Raw genomic sequence first — 21,222 nt, 5'->3', positions numbered from 1 at the left:
AGAGGATATGGATTTCCCAAGTTTAAGAAATTTGGGCGTTATCAATCATTTTATTCCCCCAGTTCAAGACCAGTCCCATTCAAGGCAATCCGATGCTTAAGCAAAAGTTGATTGGGCTAGTTAACATAACTTGGCATCCCTCTATTCCCTTTAGTTTCAAAATAAAGGGAGTGAGAGTTGTGTCTAGGTGCAGGGGACAAAAGAGGATATCAAATGCATGTGATCAGCTATCGACGTTTGCGGGAATTTAGTGAAAAACACGCTGATTGCCATGATGCTCTCGATAACTGGTATAAGATTGCCAATCAGGCTACTTGGTCTAACTTAGTTGAGGTCCAATCGGTTTTTAGGAAAGCTGAAGCAGTAGGAAATTTTACAGTTTTTAATATTAAGGGAAATAAGTACCGCTTAATCGTAAGTATAGATTATGAAAAGCATTTAATTTACATCAAGTATATTCTGAATCACGCAGAATACAACTATGATAACTGGAAGAATGACCCTTACTTTTAATCGAAAGCAATACAAAAAATTGTTAGTTAAATATCAACCTAAAATGATTCAAACAGAAGAAGATAATGAAAAAGCTTTAGCTTTTGTAGAAGAGTTGATGCACCGATCTAAAAGAACACCAGAAGAAGATGAAATGTATGAATTGTTGATTACATTAATTGAAAAATTTGAGCAAGACTATTATTCACCAGGGATTAGATCTCATCCTCAGTCTATGTTACTTTTTTTGATGGAGCAAAAAGACATAGAACCAGGGGATTTAGTGGGAATTATTGGATCCCAAAAAACTGTTGATGACATTGTCAATGGCAAGGGGAAAATTAGCAAATATCAAGCAAAAGTTTTGGGGAGTTTTTTCCAAGTTGATTCCAGTTTGTTTATGTGAAAAGCGCTGATCAATTGCTAACACTTGAGTTCGTTCGATGTATAGCGATTTCCAGACTTATGAGGTACACAGGAGTTTTTTTCTATTCCCTGTTCCATACAATACCAAAATTATCTGCCTCAGCCAATTGCTTTCCTTGAAAACCTATAGCTAGTAATGCTGGGCGGAAGTTAGAATTCAAAATTATTGCATACTTATTAGATAAGTTTTTTGCTATTTTTGAAAGGTATCTTTATTTCCGCCGTGCCTTACTAGAGGGTTAATGATATTAAGTAATGATCTTAAGTATAGTTGGGTTAGTTACCGATTACTGATTACCTATTACCTAATTTTAGAATTTAGAATTTAGAATTTAGAATTTAGAATTATCCCTTCTGCATTCTGCATTCTGCATTCTGCATTCTGCATTCTGCATTCTGCATTCTGCATTCTGCATTCTGCATTCTACATGCTACATGCTACATTCTACATTCTGCATTCTACATTCTGCATTCTACATTCTGCATTCTACATTCTACCGATTACCCTAAGTCTCACTCAATACCCAATTCACCAAAGTACGAACTGGAAAGCCAGTTGCACCAGAATTATTACAAGCATTTTCTTTTTCACTCCAAACTGTTCCAGCAATATCGATATGTACCCAAGGAGTTTCCTTAACAAATTCCTTCAAGAACAAGGCTGCCGTAATCGAACCACCTGCACGGGGCCCAGTATTTTTGAAATCAGCAATTTGAGACTTTAATCCCTCAAAGTACTTCTCTTCCATGGGCATCTGCCAGAGTTTTTCACCAGCCGCTTCTGCTGCATCTTTAAACTGTTGCGCTAATGTTTTATCAGTGGTCCATAAACCAGCAATATCATTTCCCAATGCTACAACACAGGCACCAGTCAAGGTCGCTAAATCTGCGATCGCATCCACCTCTAATTTTTCCGCAAACACTAAAGCATCTGCTAGGGTCAGTCTTCCTTCGGCATCGGTATTATTGACTTCAATCGTCTTACCATTAGAAGCAGTAAGAATATCCCCTGGGTGCATGGCATGACCACTAATCATATTCTCCGTCGCCGCACTGATAAAGTGAACCTCGACATCCGGCTTCAACTGGCCAATTGCCTTAGCAGTGCCCAAGGTAGCCGCCGCACCCCCCATATCGATTTTCATAGTCTCGATGCCACTACCAGCACCTTTAATATTCAAGCCACCGGAGTCAAAGGTTAAGCCTTTACCCACAATTGCTAATTTGCGTTTTGGAGTGCCATCAGGTTTATAGGTCATATGAATAAACTTGGGGGGCAGATCTGAAGCTTTGGCAACCCCTAGGAAAGCACCCATTCCCAGTTCTTCACAGGCTTCCCTGTCCAAGATTTCCAGGGAAAAACCATACTCTGATGCCAGCTCCTCTGCTGTCTGAGCCAAACTAATTGGTGTCACCTCATTAGCTGGTGCTGCCACCAACTCTCGTGCCAAAATTACTCCTTCACAGATTTTCTGAGCCTTATCAATGCCTGCTTCTTGCCCAGCCAATCCCAGTAAATCAATCTGTTCCAGCTTTGCGCCCTTATCCTCGGATTCTGACTTAAAGCGATTGTCTTGGTGTAGTGCCAGGATGATCCCCTCAGTGATAACTTGTGCCGTTGCTGTGGGATCATCATTAACCACCGGTAGGCTAATTCCAAGAGTTTTAATCTTCTGCTGTTTCGCAGTCCTAGCAATTGTGGCACTGCCACGGCGCAGTGTGTCTAAGCTCAGGTCATCTGGTTTACCCAATCCTACCAGGATAATTTTACGGATTGGGCTACCGGATCCCACACGGGTGACAGCAGAAGTATTAGCGCTACCCTTAAATTCTGTTTCCTCGATCAATTCTGTAATCGTACCAGCCAGTTTCTGATCCAACTCGGCTAAATCACCAGTCAGGTCTACAGCATCCTCAAATAACCCAATGGCTAGAGCATCACCAGTCCAGTCTAACCGTGGTGTATCGGTTCCTCGAATTTCCATATTTTTCTCTGTCTAGGTAGTTACAATGAATAGTTTTGAAACCAATACCATAACAGATATCGACTGGTGATGGGGTGAGGGGGTGTGGCGGGTAGTTAGTGTAAAGATTGTTGAAATTTTATCTGACGATTAACGAAAAAAACATTCTATCTGTGTTATATTTAGAAGTTATAATCATAAACTATCAATAAACTTGTTCCGGATCGAGACGTTTATGGCTCAAAATATCGAGTCATTTAACACACAAAAAGTAAATCATCGACAACGCTATACGAAACTAAACATTTTTGTCGAGGTCTGACTGGCTTCACGAGGCAAGCCAAAGTAGAAAGAAGTTTTCTAATCACTTAACCGATGCTCTATTGTTGAGCCACTTGAGGAATATTTTCCCTTAATCGCTGATTTCTGCTTTTCATCCTATGCCTCTGCTCGACCCCAACCGTTCTTATAGCTTCAGTGAAATAGCCAAACTCAAAGCTCCTACGGATGAAATCTTGGCAGAATAGGGCTATTCACTAGAACGTACCTTATTGGATTTGCGGCAATATCAGGGTGAGTTAGATCGATTGCAGGAGCGCCAATCACGCCTCGAAGAAATCTTACCTTACCTGGATCTGAGCAACGAACAATCCCGGCGGGAGATGTTAATTGCACCTGTGATGGCAGATTTAATTCACTACACAAGGGCGCAATTGCGAATTGAGTATTCAATCAAGGTCAGCAATCAACTTCAAGGCGCGTTGGACTATTTGCTGAGGACAAGGACTAATCTGTTAGTAGTTGAGGCAAAGCAAGAGGATCTTACCAATGATTTTACTCAGATGGCAGTGGAACTGATTGCCCTCGATCAGTGGGAGAAATGCCCATCGGTTGACCAACAGCCACAGCTATTTGGAGCTGTTTCAACCGGGACAATCTGGCAGTTTGGTATTCTGCACCGTCAAGATAAATTAATCACCCAACAATTGACTCTTTACCGGGTACCAACGGATTTAGAACCCTTAACCAGAATTCTGATCGCAGCGCTCTCTAGCAGTAATTGAGCAAGAGAGCAACTGCTCTATTGTTGAGCAACTTGAGGAATATTTCCTCTCAAACCAGTCATCAACTTCAAGGCATAAATCTTCATCGGACGAATCCGGCGCAGCATCCATAACCCGAGACGGCGTATCCCGACTATTGGTAACCAGTTGTTGGAAAAGATCCGATCCAGGGTATCGGTAAACCCTAAGATGACCAGATTCTCTTGCTTGCGCCAGTTTTCATAGCGCTTAAGAACCTCTATAGCTCCAATATCTTCCCCTGCTTGGTGTGCTTCACTCAAGACTTGGGCAAGGGCAGCTGCATCGCGAATGCCGAGGTTTAGTCCTTGACCACCGACAGGATGGCAGCAATGGGCAGCATCACCAATCAGTGCCAATCGTGACTGAATATAGCGATCGCTCTGCATCAATTGCACTGGAAACAAATAGCGATCGCATTCCAATTCCAAGCGACCCAACAGACCACCAGTGTAGTATTCCAGCTTAGCGAGAAACTCATCTTCGTCTAGTTCTTGTAAAGCTTTAGCTTCAGCATGGGGTGCTGTCCACACCACCTGGCAGCGATTCTCTGATAAAGGCAGCACCCCCATCGGACCACTAGGCCAGAAGCGTTCAAAAGCCGTATTATTGTGGGGCTTTTCGGTTTTAATCCGGGCAGTCACGCAAGATTGCCAGTATTTCCAGCCACGAGTCGTAATCCTAGCCCTAGTCCGAATTTGCGATCGCGCTCCATCCGCCGCCACCACTAGCCGTGTCCTGATTCGATGCTGAGTATCACCCTCCTTGACAGTAATCTCCACCCCAAACTCCTGATAGTCTACATCCACGACTTCTGCTGGACACAGCCAGTCAACGTTGGGGCAATCTGTCAAAAATTCTTGCAACGAGGTTAGCACCGGACGGTGTTCTCCCACATACCCTAGGGCGTTGGTACCTAAATCTGAAGGGGAAAAACGCACGACACCGGAATGGTTAGCATCGGAAAGCTTGATCTGTCGAAATGTGCTAATTTGCGGCAGGATTTTATCCCAAACCCCAATACCTGCGAAAATACGCCCTGAGAGGATAGACAAAGCATAGGCTTGTACCCTGGCAGCTGCCACTGACTTCGGTTTGGCTTCTATGAGTAATACCCTCAACCCAGAATGTTTCAACGCACAGGCCAGAGTAGAACCAGTAATACCACCCCCGACAATGGCTAGGTCGTAATCAAAACTTTGATGGGTTGCTGAGGTAGTTTGAATCAGCAGTTCCAGCGCCATAACTATAGTAGTAAGTGTCTCGGTAAATAGTAATATATACTCTTTTTCATTGTGACGCTTTTAGATCAACCCATCAACTGATCTAATTTTCCTCAAGCTGGAAACACACGACTTAACTCTAGGCACAAATCTCCAAGACCAGGAATGGTAACCGTTTCATTGGGCAACACCACCCGTTTGACACGATAGCCGAAATTTCTTTGAGTATCTTGATAGGGCTGAGTATAGCACTCTAGTTGACCAGCCACCAGGTTAACAATCCAGTAATCCTGAATTTGGTTTTCTGAATATAAGGATAGCTTTACGGTTTGGTCATACTCCAGGGTTGAATCTGACACCTCAATCACTAGCAATATATCCTTTGGATAAGGGTGATTTGACAAATAGTCATCCGCCTGACCCCATGCGATCGCAACATCCGGTTCCAGTTCACTGTCGTTCGATAGGATGATTGGTTCCTGTCCCCGTACCACCCCACGGTCGCCTACTAGCCTGTCCAACTCTCGCCATAACTTAGTGTTACAAACCGAGTGGGACGTACCCTTCGCCACCATTTGTATTAACTCTCCCCGAATCAACTCCACCCGGTCATCTTCTGTTAGCTGAACCCGCGAGAAGCCCCACATCTCAATGCGCAGCATGAGTGTGGGATGAATCGCGGATGGCTATTCCTTTGGCCTTTCCTGGTTCTCTATGTACTTCTTAAGCTGCGTTATAGTAACTCCACCAGAGCTAGCTACAAAATAAGAACTATTCCATACGACGTTTTTGCTATAGAAGCGACTCAAGACATCATTGAATTGCTGTCTAAGCTTTCGAGAGCTAACTGACTTTAAGTTATTAACCAAATTACTGAGCTGAATGTCTGGATGGTATTGAAATAGGAGATGGACGTGATCCGACTCTCCATTGAATTCCACCAGATCACCATCCCATTTTTCTAATAGATCAGCAAAGATATCGTGCAATTCCTGCAACATGCCGTCAGTAAATACTTTTCGGCGATATTTTGTTGTCAAAACCAAGTGTGCTTTGAGGTCACTTACGGATCTTCCTTTTGTGGCAAACTTTTTCTTCATGGAACTGTTGACACCTTCTCTAAGTCAGTGTTACACTAATAGCATACACTGATAAAAGGACATCGTGAGAATCGCCTACCAGTATAGGTTGCGACCATCAAAGAAACAAAAGGTAGTCATAGATAACTGGCTGTCGATGCTTTGTGCTCAATACAACTACTTACTGGCGGATCGATTTAATTGGTACGAGGCGAATCGTTGCTCTATTCATGCCTGTCCTCTTGTCTGTCATTTGCCCGAGCTAAGAGATAATCCAGATTACTACAGTCAAAAAAAGACCTTACCAGGTCTGAAAAAGACTCATCCCTGGTACAAGGAGATCCATTCACAGGTACTTCAGGATGTCGTAAAGAGGGTTAAATTGGCTTTTGATAGATTCATAAAAGCAGATAAAAACGGAAACAGAAGCGGTAGGCCAAGATTCAAGAAAAGGCATCGTTATCGCACTTTTACTTACCCTCAGATGAAGGAAGGGTGCTTACAAGGAGATCTAATTGATTTACCTAAAATAGGGAAGGTCAAGATTGTTTTACATCGCCCTATCCCTGATGGGTTCAAGATTAAAACAGCTTCCATCACTAAAAAGTGCGATGAGTTTTATCTTGTTTTGTCCCTTGAGGATAAGACTGTCCCTGAAGTTAAATCTGATATTAATCCTGACTCAATAGTAGGTATCGATGTAGGTCTTAAAGAATTCTTGACCACTTCCGAAGGGGAGAGGGTAGGAATTCCTCAATATTATCGACGGTCTCAGAAAAGGCTAAAAGTCATCCAGAAGAGAGTATCTCGACGAAAAAAAGGAGGAAAGAATAGATTTAAAGCTGTTAAGCAACTCGGGAGGCAGCATAAGAAAGTAGCGGACAAACGGAAAGACTTCCACTTTAAGACCGCCAATTATTTGCTCTCAAAATATGACGTGATTGCTCACGAAAAGTTAAACGTCAAGGGACTGGCTAAAACCCGATTGGCTAAATCTGTATTGGACGCTGGGTGGTCTAGCTTCCTGACAATCCTGGCAAGCAAAGCCGAAAATGCTGGCTTGTTAGCGATTCCTGTAAGTGCTCAGAATACTTCACAGAATTGTTCCAGTTGTGGCAAAAAAGTCCCTAAAAAGCTGCACGTTCGGTGGCATGATTGTCCTCACTGCGGTTGCAGTTTGGACAGAGATCATAATGCAGCAATAAATATTAAAAACAGAGCGGAAGGGCAGTCCGTTCTTAAAGCCCAGCGCCTCCTAAGGGATACCCGGATTGGCTGGGAAGCCTACACTGAACCTGCAAGGTCAGTGTAGGAGCTGTCACAAAACCATTATCAATCAAGCGATGATAGTCAGCTAGGCTAAAGCGTTTAGTTTTGATCAGGGTCATGATAACTTAACGTTAAAAACACAGCTTAATTTTATGAGCGATTATTCTTTTCCAATTTATCAACCCGTGCCTCTAGTGTCTTGATTTTTTTAGTCAAATTTATGGGTTCACTCACCCCAATATCAATTAATTTAATATCCCCAATTTTATCCTAAAATAGACTTTAATTTTATGATTCTGGTAACCAATCCTGATCTAAGGTCAATTCAATAGAATAGGGGCAAGCCTCTGGAAAAACCGAAACAGGCATTCCTGTTTGCTGTGCTGCCTGACGGCGAGCCCGCTGATAGCTTTGTTCCAGCTGCTGGGCTAGATAGCTCCTGAGACTGGGACTATCTTCAATAGCTAGCTCAATCTGAGTCCGAGCGTCAGTAATCGAATCCAGCCAGCTATCGGAACGACGCTGAATTTGGTATTGCCACTTGAGCAAATGTAACAGCAGGCGAATCAATTGGCTAGTAATTCCGCGCCTTTCACTCTTGCCGAAGTCTTCAACCTCCTCAATCAGATTTTCTAAATCAATCTCTTGCCAACGACCTTCTCGCAACAGCTGTGCTGTTTGTTGTGTCCAGGAATTAAAGTCTTTTGTGTATGCTTTTTCCACAAGTGTCTCTCCCTTTTTATACCCAATTTATCTCTTGGTTTATTAACTATTGCCTATTGCCTATTGCTAGCATGCCTATTGCCTATTGCTAGCATGCCTATTGCCTCTTGCCTTTCCTTAATCCAATCTATTTTGATTTGGGTTTAATACCATCACAAAGAGTGCGATCGCTTTCATCGATTGCAGAATTGTGCTTGAGATAATCCCCTACCCAATCACAAGCCCGACCGAGAAGGTCATTGAAATCTAAACTTATATCCATATCCCACATAATCACATTGCCACTGGAGTCAGATGAAGCCAGGATTTTGCCATCGGGACTGAAACTGAGGCTAAAAACCCCTTCATTATGTCCAATCAGAGTTTCAATTTCTTGCCCCTTCAAATTCCAGAGTTTAACCGTTTTGTCTCCACTAGCCGAAGCAATCATCTTGCCATCTGGGCTGAAACTGACGCTAAACACCTTACCCTCATGCCCTTTGAGAGTTAGGATTTCTTTACCGTCTCTACTCCAAAGTTTAACCGTTTCGTCTTCACTACCAGAGACAAGCATCTGACTATCGGGACTAAAACTAACACTCCAGATCACATCATCATGACCTTTTAGGATGGTAGGAGTTAAGCAAAAAGGCAAAAAATTTGTGTTATAGTCTGATCCAACTGCTGGTTTTAAGTTTGCTACTTTTAATTTTGCTGGTTTTAACTCACCATTACATAAGTTTCCCCGACTCCAAAGCTTGATAGTATTATCATCACTACCAGCAGCAATCATCAGACCATCTGGACTAAAATTAACACTTCTAACCCCAGCCCTCAGCTTTTTCAACCTTTGGCGTTCTCTTCCTTTAAAACTCCAAAGCTTGACAGCGTTATCCCAACTGCCAGATACAATAGTCTGACTGTCAGGGCTGAAACTAACGCTAAAGACTCCACCCTGATGCCCCTGAAGTGTTTGGATTTTTTTACCATCCTTACTCCAAAGTCTAACCCTACTATCCCGGCTACCCGTAGCAATAGTTTTACCATCGGGGCTAAAACTCACACTAAACACTACATCCCTGTGGTTTTCTAGAACGTTTGGGGTCAAACAAAAATCCAGCATATTGATAGTTTTACTAGACCTTCTTTCCCCTAATCCTTCTTTACCACAGGTATAATCTAAATGCCATAGCTTAGCAGTTTTATCTTCACTAGCACTAGCCAAGGTTTTGCCATCTGGGCTAAAACTCACACTCCAGACATTACTCCTATGACCCTTGAAAGTGCGAGGTGTTTTGGCATCTAAGCGCCAGAGTTTAATAGTTTTATCTTCACTAGCACTAGCCAGGGTCTTGCCATCTGGGCTAAAGCTAAGGTCATAAGCCCCAGCCTGATGCCCTAGCAAGGTTTGGAGTTCCGAGCCATCAAGGCTCCAGAGTTTAACGGTTTTATCCCGACTAGCAGAGGCGAGGGTTTTGCCATCCGGGCTGAACCTGACGCTTCTGACTCCAGCTAATTTCTTTGAAAAAGTCTTCAGTTCCCGACCATCAAGGCTCCAGAGTTTGATAGTCTTATCCTCACTAGCAGAAGCAATCATCTTGCCTTGGGGTGAGAAACTGACGCTATAAACCTCAGCCTGATGCCCCTTGAAGGTTGCAATACTTCTGCCGTCCAGGTGCCAGAGTTTGATAGTATTGTTACTTCCAGCAGAAGCCAGAATTTTGCCATCCGGACTAAAGCTGATGCTGCGATATCCAGCCGCAATCCCCTCAAACGTTTGGATTTGCTTGCCATTGAGGCTCCACAGCTTGACAGTATTATCGTTACTAGCCGTAGCCAGCATCCTGCCATCGGGACTGAAACTCACGCTCCGCACTCCACGCTCATGTCCTTTAAAGGTTTGGAGGGTTTTCCCGTCTAAGCTCCACAGTTTGACCGTCTTATCCTCACTAGCTGTAGCAATTGTCTTGCCATCTGGGCTGAAACTCACATTCCAAACGGTACCTTGATGTCCCTCCAAGGTTTCGAGTGCCTTACCGTTGCGGCTCCAAAGTTTGACAGTATGGTCTTTACTAGCAGAAGCAATCAGATGACCGTCAGGGCTAAAACTAACACTAGTAACCCAACTGTCATGCCCTACCAAACGGTTGTATTCTCTGACCCAAGACACTGCTCCGTGCAATGCTGTCCTAACCAGAGCCTCAGTTTCAGGTTTGACACTGCGTATCTGTTTTTGTAGTTGCTGTGCAGCCCTGATTGCTTCGATCAGGGCATCAAATTCCTGATGTGATTCTCTCAGAGCCAGTGAGTATCGACTCAGAGCATTAATGTGACCTTTGCTAACCATTTCTGCTCGTTTCCATTGCATCAAAGCAACCAAGCCAAAGCCAACAGCTGCTGCAAATGCTGCACTCATCAAAGTAAGGGACAATCGTAAGATCACTAATCGACGCTTGTCCCGTTTTCTCAAAATCGATATGGCATCCCGACTTTTAGCAATATAGTCCTTGTGTAAAGGTGTCGCAGTCGGCTGTTTATCATTGGTCTCGGCATCACGCAACCATTGTTGGGCAATAGAAAATTCGCTGCCACGCAACAGCAAATCTGTATCTTGCTTAGACTGCTGCCATTCCCTAGCTCGCTGCAACCATTTGGTGTGACTGCGCACATGCTCTCGGTCAGTATCAAGGGTTCTGACCAATTCACTGAAATTGGGATAAAAATCTCCTCGATGCCGGTTGAAATCAATCCACTGGATGCTAGCTAATCCAGGATGTAGCATTTTTGCTGGTACCTGTATAGAAAGCACAGTCACAAACCGTTTATTTAATGTCTGAGCATAGTCTACCTCCCCAGCACAATAGGGTGAATTTACCGAAGCAGGGGAAATAATAAATAAGAAATTATCAGACTGTTCAATTCCCCGATATATTTCCTGCTGAAAATCACTCCCTGGAGGAATACTTTCTTGGTCAAACCAAGTCGTTTTACCCTGTAACTGCAATGCCTCATTTAACTTTCTAGCCAAATCGGAATCAGTACGGGAATAAGAAATAAAAACGTCTAGATAAGATTCATGCTGTTGATTCCTGCTAGCCGCAAGAAATTCTTCATGTAATCCTAGGGGTGGATGTTCCAGGCGTTGCCGATTTACTTTCAGCCAGTTTTCGTAATAGTTTAAATTGTGACCCCGCAATAAAATACTAGAGTTGCGGTTTTGCCTCAGCCATTTTAGGGCTTTTACTAACAAAAGCTTATGCTCTTCGTAATAGAGAGCATCTTGATTTAATTCTTTTAATAATTGAGCAGCCATGAAGCGATAGTTTTTTTCATTAGTATACTTAGTAAAATCTAGGAATTGTAACGAGCGAATTTTTGGTGGTATTTGGTCGATATCCGTGTCTTCAATCAGTAGTGATATAATCCGTTTATTGTGAGCAAAGGCGTGTTCAAGTTCTTGCTGACAGTATTTTGATTGACTCGAATTGGGTGAAATTAAGTAAATGAGATTATCAGCTTCCTCAATTCCTTGGTTAATTGCCGCTTGGAAGTCTATACCGGTTTTAATATCCGTTTCAGGTTTCCAGATTGTGATTCCTTTCCGCATCAGGGTTTTGCCAATTTTATCCTTGATATATTTATCTTTATCAGCATAAGATATAAAGACTTGGGTCATTAAGTTATTGGCATTTTTGGTGCTTTCACCAATAAAATCACACTGTAAATCCGTTGGCAAACAAGGAGCCTGATCTTTTTTAAACCGTACCTTTAACCAAGATTCAGCTTGAATCCGTTCTGATTGGATTAACAGGTGGTTAGTTTGTTGTTGATTTCTGTCCCACTCCAAAGCTTTAACTAAAAACAGAGTATGCTGTTCTACATAATCAGCATGCTTACGGATGGAATTCATTAATTGTTTAAAGGATGCTTCAAAATTGTTGATTTTATCTTGGAAATAAATCCAGTTAAGTTTACGGATAATCGTAGGAATTTTGTCCCGAGGGGATTTAACATGCACTAAAGGAATAATGCGTTTATTGTATTTAATAGCCAGTTCAATTTCTTTGAGGCAGTATTTTGAATTAACGGAATGGGGGGAAATGATAAAAATGAAGTTATGAGTTCTCTCAATGCCATTATCAATCTGATGCTGCCAATCCACAGCAGGCGGAATGTCCTTCTGGTCAAACCAGACCGTTAAGCCAAATTGTGTTAATTTAGCTTCAAGTTTAGTAGCAAAGGCTTTGCTGTCAGCACGTCCGTAGGAGATGAAGGCATCGAAAAATGTAGTCATTTGTCCAGGGGTCTAAGTGAGGAGATATACTTCACACTACACTTGTAACACCCTGGATTTCGTAAATCGAGCAAGCTTGAAGATTTGTCAGAGCAAGCAAATAGGGGCAACGGATGGGTAACGGATGGGTAACGGATATAACAGATGGGGAGCAGGTTAACAATGGTCAGGATTTAGGTGTCACCTCTGGTGCTATGCCCATAGCCTCAATGCTCACCACAAGAAAGCCAGTCTGTCAAGCACGTAAATAATATTATAAATGATCTCATTTAGTATCCACTTTCTTAGACGGAGACGGGTTTGTTCCCTTATCCTCCGACTGCTCGGTTTCACCATAGAGTTCTGCTAGTGCATCATTCATCTCTTGCACCCACCCTACATTTTCGCTTTGGATGGTTCTCTCTGTACTGATCACCAATAAATCAAATTTTTCTGATTTTTCTTCGTCTGACAGACCATGCCACCAAGTGCTTATATCGTACAAATCATCAGCTGCCTGGTTGTAAGCAATCAGCGTTGTCTCAACCCGTTTCAATTCCAGGAAACTAGAAAATGCCGCAGCTAAGGCTGTAGTGACCGCCACCGAGGTGTCTTGACCCAGCGCTACCAGAAATGAACCCACACCGCCTAAGATATATACCCCCCACTGGTAGCCATGCAATTGTATGTCAAGTTTCCTAGTTCGCTTTCGGTACCACTTAAACTGGTCTTCCACTCGCCAGACTAGGTAGTGTTCGGGGGTGAGGTCAGAAAACTTATCGTCTTGATGATGCTGTTGAGCTTCCTGACGTTTCTTGTCCTTGCTTGTCTTATCTTTGCTTAGTGATGAGCGTTTTCTCCGGGAAACTTCCCCCTCATAGGGGCTAAAACTAGTGTGGTGAACTGTGGTTCCCTTTAGCCTTTGACTAATCACCTTGACCTTACGTGCCAGCTTAGCATCCCGCGAGGTGTTATCACTGTATTCCCCAACTTGCGCACGGTAACAGTAAATTTCCCGTTTAATTGCCTCGGCACTACCCCGTAACAGAATCCAATTGCCACCTTTGTCGAACTTCACTGCACCTGCTAGTAGTACACTTAGAGCAATGGGCACTAGTAGAAGAATGTAGTGAATTACTTTGACCGTCTGATGTGAATCACCAAGGACGTCTACCAACTCTGAGTGGACCACAGCTAGCAAGGTAGCCAACACACTCAATACCAGAATTCCGATCCGCAGCAGAAAGAAACGTTTCTGAGCCGCTGTAGCATTTTTGCTATAGGTACGCTGACGTTCCCAAGCACGTTTGAGGGTTGGGTTTGGCCCAGGGGAGTATGTAGGCTCAACTTCTGACGTCATGACAGTCTATGTGCAGTCTATGTGCTTGTTACTGTGTACATTGACTGTCTAGTCAGTCCCTCGATGATGATTTTAGTCAATTCACTGAATGGTTGTGAGAGGTCAAAACAGGTCAATTGATTTTGTTGGAAGTGATTTTCTTGTAATAGTTCCGTAACAGATTCTCGTGCTTCTTGTTCTGGATAGCGTACTGCCATCGTAATTTCATCTGCCAACCGACCACTGCCCCCAAGAACTACCAATGGTCGTCCAGCTTTCTTGTTTTCAAATAAATCTACCAAGGTAATCGCCCCACCGTTAGCCATTACTGTCACTGATGGCTTTTCGTCTGCCAGGGTAGTAGCTATACGAGCCAACCAGGGTGATTCATCACCCCAGGTAGACCCAGGAATCAGCACAAAATGAGTATGATTTGGCTCCAGTGATGTTTGATCAGAAGATGAGGGGGGTGCATCAGGAAGCGTAATCTTGCCTACTGGGGCAATACCTACTAAGGGAAAGGTGCCAGCAATCTCAGCACGAGCTTGCCCCATCATCTGCATCACCCCAGTATCAGTACCACCATCCACCACACAGGCTCCTAGGGTTTCAGCAATGGGAGCTAGTACATTGACAAACAACAAGCGCAGACGAGCCATACTCTGATCACTCATCTTGCTTGCCCCCCCGACTACCACTAGAACCGGACGGGAGCCGTGAAGACCGATTTGGTTTAGGGTACCAGACAAGTCCACAGAATGATCCACTTGAATCGCACAAGCCGTTTGCCCATTCTTGAAGGTGAGTGTGAGAGGCTGGTTATTTAAGAACGGCTTGAAGAGGAGATGGTTTGGCTTGTTTCCATCCTGGGACAAAGCACCGGACTTAGCTAAAACCCTCCTCTTGCGCAATCGGAGGGGAGTGATGCCTGCGCATCTAGCCATTAATACCTTTTGGTCATTTGTTCGCTTTTGCTTTGTCTTGGCAGATCGAAACATTTAAAATCACCTATAGTGGTTTATAATATTCTATCTGCTAGATCATGCTGAGGGACATCAGCTGATCGGACATCTCGAAATTGGCGGTAACATTTTGTACATCCTCCAAGTCTTCCAGAGCATCCATTAATTTCAAAAGCGTCTGCGCCAGATCTGGGTCAGTCACTTCCACCGTATTATTAGGAATCCAGCGCAATTGCGCCTCACTGACCTCAAACCCCTGATTTTTCAAAATTTGACTCAGGTTTTCCAGGTTGCTAATTTCTGTAAATACCTCAGCCGTTACACCTTCGGAATCCTCGTTCAACTCATAAGTTTGAGCTCCCCCTTCAAGGGATGCTTCTAACAAATGGTCTTCTGTGATATCACCCGTAAGCGTAACGACACCCTTTTGCTCAAACATCCAGCTAACACAGCCTGTTTCACCCAGATTACCACCATTCTTAGTAAATCCTGAGCGCAAGTCAGCTGCTGTCCGATTCCGATTATCAGTAAAAGCTTCTATCAAGATAGCAACGCCTCCTGGACCATACCCCTCATAACGAATCTCTTCAAGATTGTCACTCTCATTGCCTAGGGTACCGGCTCCTTTTGCGATCGCTCTTTCAATGTTGTCATTAGGAATCCCTGCTGCCTTAGCCTTTTCCACCGCTTGCCGAAGCTGAAAATTACCCTCTGGATCCGGGATGCCATTGCGAGCAGCTACTATAATCTCCCGAGAGATTTTAGCAAAGGTCTTACCTTTAACTGCGTCAACCCTCGCTTTCTGACGCTTAATATTTGCCCATTTACTATGTCCTGCCATAACGGTTAAGTTGATTACAACCCAACTAACAAAATACCTCCACTTCTTGGTTTAAATATAACCTACGCAAGTCATCTCCTAAAAATATATTATTCTCTCTCCTAGGATAGCTACCAACTTAAGGAAAGAAAGTCTATGGTAAATGGTAGATCCTAAATGGTTCTTGGTCAAGGGAGTAGCCCTTTGGAGATTAGGGGTAGCATTACTTGCACTGTAGTTTGTTCTCCTAGTGTACTATGTATTGTTAATTTACCACCGTGTAACTCAACTAGACGTTTAGCAATCACTAGCCCTAACCCTGAGCCTTGTTGTTCGTAGAGGTTACCTTTAAACTGTAAGTCCGCTTCCAATTCGGCCATTTCAGCTTCAGATATCCCTTGTCCCTTGTCGTGGACTGACAAGATAAACCTATTATTTTCTGAATAGTTCTTTACCCAAACAGGTGTTCCCTCTTGTGAGAATTTAAAGGCATTATTAATTAACTCTTCCAACATTTTATTAAGTCGGTTTTGCGACATAGCAATAGTAGTCTCTTGCCAATCTAATTGCAAATCCGCAACCCGTCCTGTCTTTTGAGCAAGATTCTGAATCAAATTAGCCAGAACCGGATTAGGCAATTTACTGGTAGTCTTTCGCAGATTTTCTATTTTCTTGGAATCTGTAGCGATTATTTCAAGCTCTGCATAAAGTAAAAAGTTCTGAATTAACCTTAATAACCGTTCACCCGACTGATGGATATCTTCTGCCATAGTCTTAATTTGATATCGTTCCAAACTTTCCCATTTCTCCATGATTAGTTGAGAAATATCCAGAATTCGATTTAGGGGTTTATCCATTTCATAGGGCAAATACAGTGTAATATTGCTGCGCAAATCATCCAGTTTTTTATCTTTTTGCAACTCAAGGGCAGCTTGCTTTTCCAATCGAGTAGTAATTGCTCCTAGTAGTTCTACTCTAGTAAATGGCTTGGTTAGATAATCATCTGCTCCTAATTCCATTCCTTGGCGCTGATCAGTTTTTTCAGCTCTAGCTGTGAGAAACATAAAAGGAATAGTTGCCGTATCAGGATGTTTGCGCAAGGTCTGCAATACCTGATAACCATCAAGTTCTGGCATCATGACATCGCAAATAATCAAATCTGGCGATTCATCCTGGGCTAACTCGATACCAATCCGACCATTACTACCAGCAATCGCCTCAAAATCCTCAGCGTCCAGTAACTCCAGTATATTTTCTCGTACTGAAGGTTCATCTTCAATTAACAGAATTTTTGTTCTTACCATTTTTTTGCGCTTTGTGAAACTAATCTAATTGACTTGAGGTAGTGGGAAACCAATACCGCTATTGAGTAAACGTTTAAATTCCGGCGCTGGTAAAGCCCTACTAATCAAATGACCCTGAACTCGATCACATTTATGAGAATAAATAAAAGCCAATTCTTCTTGAGTTTCTACTCCTTCAGCAATCAGTTGTAGATTTAAACTTTTTGCCATTTGTATAATTGCTTTAGTAATAGCAGCCTGGTTAGGCTTATGCACAATATTACGGACAAAGCACTGATCAATTTTAAGAACATCAAAGGGGAATTGTTGTAAATAGCTTAATGAAGAATATCCGGTACCAAAATCATCAATTGCAATTTCTAAGCCTAGGTTTTTAAACTCATTTAACTGACGAATAGCCGTCTCAGTGTTTTTTACTAGTATACTTTCAGTTAGTTCTAATTCTAGAGTTCGATAGGTTAACTCAGTTGACTGCAAAATCTTGACTAAATTATCGTAAAAATCTGGTTTATTAAATTGACGACCTGATAAATTTACTGCTATACGGAAAGAGGTAAATCCATCATTTTGCCAGACTTTAGCTTGCTGACAAGCCTGCTGTAATACCCATTCTCCAATGGATATAATCAGACCCGTTTCTTCGGCGATCGGAATAAATTTTGCTGGGGGAACTAAACCGAGTTCTGGATGATGCCAACGTAATAGAGCTTCAGCACCAACAATTTTTCCTGTCTCGAGACTAATTTGGGGTTGATAGTAAACCTGGAATTCTTCCCGTTCCAAAGCATAGCGTAAGCTACTCTGCAAGGTAAGATGATTTGAAGAATTGACATTCAAGGCACTGGTGTAAAACTGATATTGATCACCCCCCTGACGCTTTGCCTGAAGCATCCCCTGGTTGGCATGATTAAGTAATTGTTCAACGTCTTCACCATCACGGGGATAAATGGCAATACCAATACTGGCGGTGATAAAAACTTCTTGATCATCCAGAACGATAGTTTGAGAAAGGCTGTCAAGAATGCTTTGGACAACATTAATGACATCTTGTTTGTGTTGAGCTGTGGCTATAATAACGGCAAATTGATCGCCATTTAAACGAGCAACTGTATCCTGATTTTCCACACAGTTAGCGAGGCGTTGAGCAACAAATTTTAGTAAATAATCTCCCCAAAAATGACCTAGATTATTGTTAACTTGATTAAACCGATCTAAACCCAAAGATAGAAAGGTAACCAGTTTTTTATTATCGTCGATGTGTTGTTTTACTTGCTTAAACCGTTCTCGCAAAGACAGCCGATTAGGTAGGTTGGTCAAGCTGTCATGGTGGATCAAGTAATTGAGTTTATTTTTAGCTTCCTGAAGTTCAGTATTGTAATGCTTATGAACAGCAGCTTTTTTTTTGAGTCTACTAGAAATTGACCCTAGAAGTTCTGCTCTAGTAAAGGGTTTGGTAATATAGTCATCTGCCCCTAGTTCCATACCCTGACGAAAATCATTTTTAGCAGCCTTTGCTGTTAAAAAAATAAAAGGAACTGTTGCCATCATTGAGTCTTGACGCAGGGATGTTAAGACACTGTAACCGTCCATTTCCGGCATCATGACATCACAGATAATTAAATCTGGGATAGTTCCTTTAGCTAAATTAACACCAACACGACCATTTTCTGCTCCAATGACATCAAACCCTTCAGCGTCCAGGAGTTCTATAATGTTTTCCCGGACAAACTCTTCATCTTCAATCACTAATATTTTTCTCATCATTAATTTGATAACAAGTAATATATTGGCAGGGTTACAGTAAACGTTGTACCGACAGTTACTTCACTTTCTATATCAATTTGACCTTGGTAGATATCGAGACACTTTTTGACAATTGTCAATCCTAAGCCAGTCCCAGTAATTGTCCCGACATTTGTACCTCGATGAAAGGTCTCAAATAGTAGTCCTTGGTCTTCTTCAGGAATACCAATACCTTGATCGCTGATTTTAAAGATAGCCTGATTGGCAGAGCAAGTGAGTTGAAGCTCAACCGTGCTACCATTGGGAGAATACTTCAGTGCATTACTCAGCAAATTCTCCAAAATTTGCCTAAGCAATTTTTCATCCATATACAGTCGGGTGGATGATAACGAACTAGCCGCATTATTTTTTTCATGATTACTTCCTAATTTATACCCAAACTTTTCTAAGTTATAAATAAAATTTATTATGTGATTATTTCGATCATAAAGCTGAATTTCATTAATTAAATCTGTGCAAAATTTTGCTAAGTCTATCGGGTTTAAATTTAACTCTATTTTACCAGATTCTACATTACCAATCAGCAATATATCATTCAAAAGTCTGGTCATATGTTTAACCATTTTTTGAATGCGATTTAGGTGATTGTTTTTTTTACAGTCTGACCATTTATTACCGTAATGTTCCAGTAACTCTGCTGATGAAAAAATCGTTGTTAGAGGGGTACGAAATTCGTGAGATGTCATGGTGATAAACCGAGATTTTAGCTCCCCAAGTTGTTTTTCTTTAGCCAGTGCATTGATAATTTCTAATTCTGTTTGTTTCCGTTTAGTGATATCTCTATCAACCCCTCGATAACCACAAAACTTGCCAAGACGATCAAAAATTGGTACACCACTGGTTTCCAGAACTACTGACTGACTATTTTTGTGAATTCTAGTATTTTCCAAGTTACTAAAGGGGTGTTTTAAAACGGTAAAGGAAGCCAAAATTTCCATCACACGTTTTGCCTCTTCCTGTGACATTAAGTCAAAGGGAGTTTTGCCAACTACTTCTGATGGTTCATAACCGAGTAAGTCCCAGACTTTGGGACTAGCGTAGGTATAGACAGCATTTTCATCCATCTCCCACATCCAATTACTACTAATTTCTACGACATTACGAAACCGCTCTTCACTCTGCCGCAACTGCTCTTCTGCCTTCTGGCGCTCAATAATTTCCCCCTTGAGTGCTTGGTTCGCTTTCCTCAGAGCAGCAGTACGTTGTTGAACTCTGACTTCCAAAGCATCATTGACTTGTGCTAGGGTGAGTCGTGCTTCAATACGCTCAGTGATATCCTGGACAATAACAGCAACTTCATCTAACCCACTTTTAACAATACGAGCCTCAAAGTAGCGGAGTTTACCATCTTGTCTGACTGGGGACTCAATAACTTGCATCTCATCACTTTCTAGGGCTATTTCCACATGCTCCCAAATTAATCCTGCTACCTCAGTGGGTAAACAGTTATGTAAATGTTTCCCAATACAGTTATTGCTGAGAAACAGCACAGGGTTTTCAATGGCCGCTTTCCAATCCAAGTAGAAGCCATCCCGATTGACACGAAAGATTACATCTGGTATAGCCTCTAAGAGGGCTCGGTTTCTAGCCTCGCTTACTTTTAGTGCAGACTCTTTTTGTTTAAGTTCTTGGCTTTGTTTTTGATAGAGTTGCTCAAGTTCTTGGTGGGTTAGAGCAATGGCAAAATGATCGGCGATCCCTTGGATGAAGGCAATTTCTTGGACTGTCCATTCTCGTTCGTGATCGCACTGATACAAGGTCATACTACCCAGACAAGACTGCCCATGCAGCAGTGGCACCATCATGATGGCACGGATGTCACATGGATAGGTTAACTCCTTCAGTTCTGGTGGGAGTTTTCCCTCCGATTCAGGAATAATCAACGGTTTGCCCTGAGCTAGCCAGGAGTGATAAGTCTCAAATAGGTGGCGAAATACCTCGATCAGACATGGCTCGGCTGTACTGTGCAGTGATTGGGTAATGGGAAAGCTAACTTGATGAGTTGCCATAGCTGGAGGGTCGTGAGTGGGAAACATTAAACAGCCACTCACTTGCAAGATTTGACGTAATTGATTAGCTATGGTAGGTAGCAATTCATTGAGGACTAACGTCCTCCTTGTAACCTGGGCAATCTGGTTAATCATTTCCGCTTGGACTTTCAAGAGGTAATAGTCCACTCTTTGATGTCCAGTGCTCGATTCCATGGGTGCATGCTCAGGTAACATAACCAATAAAATTAGCTAAGAGCGGAACTGTCTAGCCTAGACTGGACATAGATTCAGCCATCAACTCAACGCTGTACCATAATTTTCAGCCCATCCCCACCAATCAATTCGGGGGATTTGAGGTCAGTTGTCCAGCGATGCAGCGCGGTCTTGGGGAGGCAGCGCCGCCAAAGGGGGTCTCCCCCATGAGCGACTGCCGTGGTTTCCCCCACTCGCGCTTTGCATCAAGACATTGTCAGTTGCGCGCGCAGCCACTAGC

General features: G+C 42.6%; 17 protein-coding genes. 5 read left to right on the top strand and 12 right to left on the bottom strand.

Annotation, left to right across the window (positions count from 1 at the left end):
* The first annotated feature begins 213 nt into the window (after positions 1-213).
* Together BJP34_RS28580 and BJP34_RS28575 are read left to right on the top strand one after the other, a co-directional pair.
* The gene (locus tag BJP34_RS28580; RefSeq protein ID WP_070395270.1) at positions 214-513 is read left to right on the top strand and encodes a type II toxin-antitoxin system HigB family toxin; all 300 of its coding nucleotides are present in this window, start codon (positions 214-216) and stop codon (positions 511-513) included.
* Positions 482-898: a helix-turn-helix domain-containing protein gene (locus BJP34_RS28575; RefSeq protein ID WP_229424068.1), complete on the top strand. Its 417-nt coding sequence runs from the start codon at positions 482-484 to the stop codon at positions 896-898. The genes BJP34_RS28580 and BJP34_RS28575 overlap by 32 nt, the downstream gene beginning before the upstream one ends.
* Positions 899-1,424: 526 nt before the next feature.
* On the opposite strand, the gene BJP34_RS28570 is transcribed toward BJP34_RS28575, so the two are convergent.
* Positions 1,425-2,903 (bottom strand): leucyl aminopeptidase, encoded by a 1,479-nt coding sequence (locus tag BJP34_RS28570; protein WP_070395268.1) that lies wholly within the window; start codon positions 2,901-2,903, stop codon positions 1,425-1,427.
* A gap of 566 nt (positions 2,904-3,469) precedes the next feature.
* Between BJP34_RS28570 and BJP34_RS28565 the strand changes: the two genes are divergently transcribed.
* Entirely contained in the window at positions 3,470-3,946 is a 477-nt protein-coding gene (locus BJP34_RS28565) for a hypothetical protein (protein WP_229424067.1), read from the top strand.
* Between the two features lie 17 nt (positions 3,947-3,963).
* Here the strand turns inward: BJP34_RS28565 and BJP34_RS28560 are convergent, their stop codons facing one another.
* From BJP34_RS28560 to tnpA, 3 genes are all read right to left on the bottom strand, one after another.
* Positions 3,964-5,208 carry an FAD-dependent hydroxylase gene (locus tag BJP34_RS28560; protein WP_070395267.1) on the bottom strand — a complete coding sequence of 415 codons (1,245 nt, stop codon included), beginning with the start codon at positions 5,206-5,208 and terminating at the stop codon, positions 3,964-3,966.
* Positions 5,209-5,300: 92 nt separating this feature from the next.
* A complete protein-coding gene (locus BJP34_RS28555) occupies positions 5,301-5,849 on the bottom strand; it encodes a Uma2 family endonuclease (protein ID WP_070395266.1) in 549 nt (182 codons plus the stop codon).
* A 24-nt stretch (positions 5,850-5,873) separates the two neighbouring features.
* Entirely contained in the window at positions 5,874-6,287 is a 414-nt protein-coding gene (tnpA, locus tag BJP34_RS28550; protein ID WP_070395265.1) for an IS200/IS605 family transposase, read from the bottom strand.
* A gap of 64 nt (positions 6,288-6,351) precedes the next feature.
* On the opposite strand from tnpA, the gene BJP34_RS28545 reads away from it, so the two are divergent.
* The gene (locus tag BJP34_RS28545; protein WP_070395264.1) at positions 6,352-7,578 is read left to right on the top strand and encodes an RNA-guided endonuclease InsQ/TnpB family protein; all 1,227 of its coding nucleotides are present in this window, start codon (positions 6,352-6,354) and stop codon (positions 7,576-7,578) included.
* 245 nt (positions 7,579-7,823) lie between these two features.
* On the opposite strand, the gene BJP34_RS28540 is transcribed toward BJP34_RS28545, so the two are convergent.
* Together BJP34_RS28540 and BJP34_RS28535 are read right to left on the bottom strand one after the other, a co-directional pair.
* Positions 7,824-8,258 carry a DUF29 domain-containing protein gene (locus BJP34_RS28540; protein WP_070395263.1) on the bottom strand — a complete coding sequence of 145 codons (435 nt, stop codon included), beginning with the start codon at positions 8,256-8,258 and terminating at the stop codon, positions 7,824-7,826.
* A 127-nt stretch (positions 8,259-8,385) separates the two neighbouring features.
* The gene (locus BJP34_RS28535; protein ID WP_070395262.1) at positions 8,386-12,531 is read right to left on the bottom strand and encodes a toll/interleukin-1 receptor domain-containing protein; all 4,146 of its coding nucleotides are present in this window, start codon (positions 12,529-12,531) and stop codon (positions 8,386-8,388) included.
* A 113-nt stretch (positions 12,532-12,644) separates the two neighbouring features.
* Between BJP34_RS28535 and BJP34_RS44745 the strand changes: the two genes are divergently transcribed.
* On the top strand, positions 12,645-12,782 hold the full coding sequence (locus BJP34_RS44745; RefSeq protein ID WP_158517527.1) for a hypothetical protein: 138 nt from the start codon (positions 12,645-12,647) through the stop codon (positions 12,780-12,782).
* Positions 12,783-12,796: 14 nt separating this feature from the next.
* Here the strand turns inward: BJP34_RS44745 and BJP34_RS28530 are convergent, their stop codons facing one another.
* The 6 genes from BJP34_RS28530 to BJP34_RS28505 all read right to left on the bottom strand — a co-directional run bounded on the left by BJP34_RS28530 (position 12,797) and on the right by BJP34_RS28505 (position 20,942).
* Complete coding sequence (locus tag BJP34_RS28530; protein ID WP_070395261.1) at positions 12,797-13,870, bottom strand: DUF4231 domain-containing protein; 1,074 nt, start codon at positions 13,868-13,870, stop codon at positions 12,797-12,799.
* A gap of 17 nt (positions 13,871-13,887) precedes the next feature.
* The gene (locus BJP34_RS28525; protein ID WP_149031233.1) at positions 13,888-14,793 is read right to left on the bottom strand and encodes a hypothetical protein; all 906 of its coding nucleotides are present in this window, start codon (positions 14,791-14,793) and stop codon (positions 13,888-13,890) included.
* Between the two features lie 91 nt (positions 14,794-14,884).
* Positions 14,885-15,652, bottom strand: a complete 768-nt coding sequence (locus tag BJP34_RS28520; RefSeq protein ID WP_070395259.1) for a YebC/PmpR family DNA-binding transcriptional regulator — start codon at positions 15,650-15,652, stop codon at positions 14,885-14,887.
* A gap of 167 nt (positions 15,653-15,819) precedes the next feature.
* Positions 15,820-16,935, bottom strand: coding sequence for a hybrid sensor histidine kinase/response regulator (locus tag BJP34_RS28515; protein WP_070395258.1), 1,116 nt, complete (start codon positions 16,933-16,935; stop codon positions 15,820-15,822).
* A 24-nt stretch (positions 16,936-16,959) separates the two neighbouring features.
* The gene (locus BJP34_RS28510) at positions 16,960-18,699 is read right to left on the bottom strand and encodes an EAL domain-containing protein (protein WP_083305391.1); all 1,740 of its coding nucleotides are present in this window, start codon (positions 18,697-18,699) and stop codon (positions 16,960-16,962) included.
* A complete protein-coding gene (locus BJP34_RS28505; protein ID WP_229424066.1) occupies positions 18,699-20,942 on the bottom strand; it encodes an ATP-binding protein in 2,244 nt (747 codons plus the stop codon). Before BJP34_RS28505 ends, BJP34_RS28510 begins: the two co-directional genes overlap by 1 nt.
* Between the last annotated feature and the right edge of the window lie 280 nt (positions 20,943-21,222).

Source organism: Moorena producens PAL-8-15-08-1 (assembly GCF_001767235.1).
GTDB lineage: Bacteria > Cyanobacteriota > Cyanobacteriia > Cyanobacteriales > Coleofasciculaceae > Moorena > Moorena producens_A.
Note: the sequence above shows the minus strand (reverse complement) of the source record. Positions and strands in the feature narration are given on the sequence as shown.

What these genes read in the sequence shown, in the direction of transcription:
- BJP34_RS28580 (WP_070395270.1), top strand. Translation starts at nt 214, where the DNA reads ATGCATGTGATCAGCTATCGACGTTTGCGGGAATTTAGTGAAAAACAC.
- BJP34_RS28575 (WP_229424068.1), top strand. Translation starts at nt 482, where the DNA reads ATGATAACTGGAAGAATGACCCTTACTTTTAATCGAAAGCAATACAAA.
- BJP34_RS28570 (WP_070395268.1), bottom strand. Translation starts at nt 2,903, where the DNA reads ATGGAAATTCGAGGAACCGATACACCACGGTTAGACTGGACTGGTGAT.
- BJP34_RS28560 (WP_070395267.1), bottom strand. Translation starts at nt 5,208, where the DNA reads ATGGCGCTGGAACTGCTGATTCAAACTACCTCAGCAACCCATCAAAGT.
- BJP34_RS28555 (WP_070395266.1), bottom strand. Translation starts at nt 5,849, where the DNA reads ATGCTGCGCATTGAGATGTGGGGCTTCTCGCGGGTTCAGCTAACAGAA.
- tnpA (WP_070395265.1), bottom strand. Translation starts at nt 6,287, where the DNA reads ATGAAGAAAAAGTTTGCCACAAAAGGAAGATCCGTAAGTGACCTCAAA.
- BJP34_RS28535 (WP_070395262.1), bottom strand. Translation starts at nt 12,531, where the DNA reads ATGACTACATTTTTCGATGCCTTCATCTCCTACGGACGTGCTGACAGC.
- BJP34_RS44745 (WP_158517527.1), top strand. Translation starts at nt 12,645, where the DNA reads ATGGGTAACGGATGGGTAACGGATATAACAGATGGGGAGCAGGTTAAC.
- BJP34_RS28530 (WP_070395261.1), bottom strand. Translation starts at nt 13,870, where the DNA reads ATGACGTCAGAAGTTGAGCCTACATACTCCCCTGGGCCAAACCCAACC.
- BJP34_RS28525 (WP_149031233.1), bottom strand. Translation starts at nt 14,793, where the DNA reads ATGGCTAGATGCGCAGGCATCACTCCCCTCCGATTGCGCAAGAGGAGG.
- BJP34_RS28520 (WP_070395259.1), bottom strand. Translation starts at nt 15,652, where the DNA reads ATGGCAGGACATAGTAAATGGGCAAATATTAAGCGTCAGAAAGCGAGG.
- BJP34_RS28515 (WP_070395258.1), bottom strand. Translation starts at nt 16,935, where the DNA reads ATGGTAAGAACAAAAATTCTGTTAATTGAAGATGAACCTTCAGTACGA.
- BJP34_RS28510 (WP_083305391.1), bottom strand. Translation starts at nt 18,699, where the DNA reads ATGATGAGAAAAATATTAGTGATTGAAGATGAAGAGTTTGTCCGGGAA.
- BJP34_RS28505 (WP_229424066.1), bottom strand. Translation starts at nt 20,942, where the DNA reads ATGGAATCGAGCACTGGACATCAAAGAGTGGACTATTACCTCTTGAAA.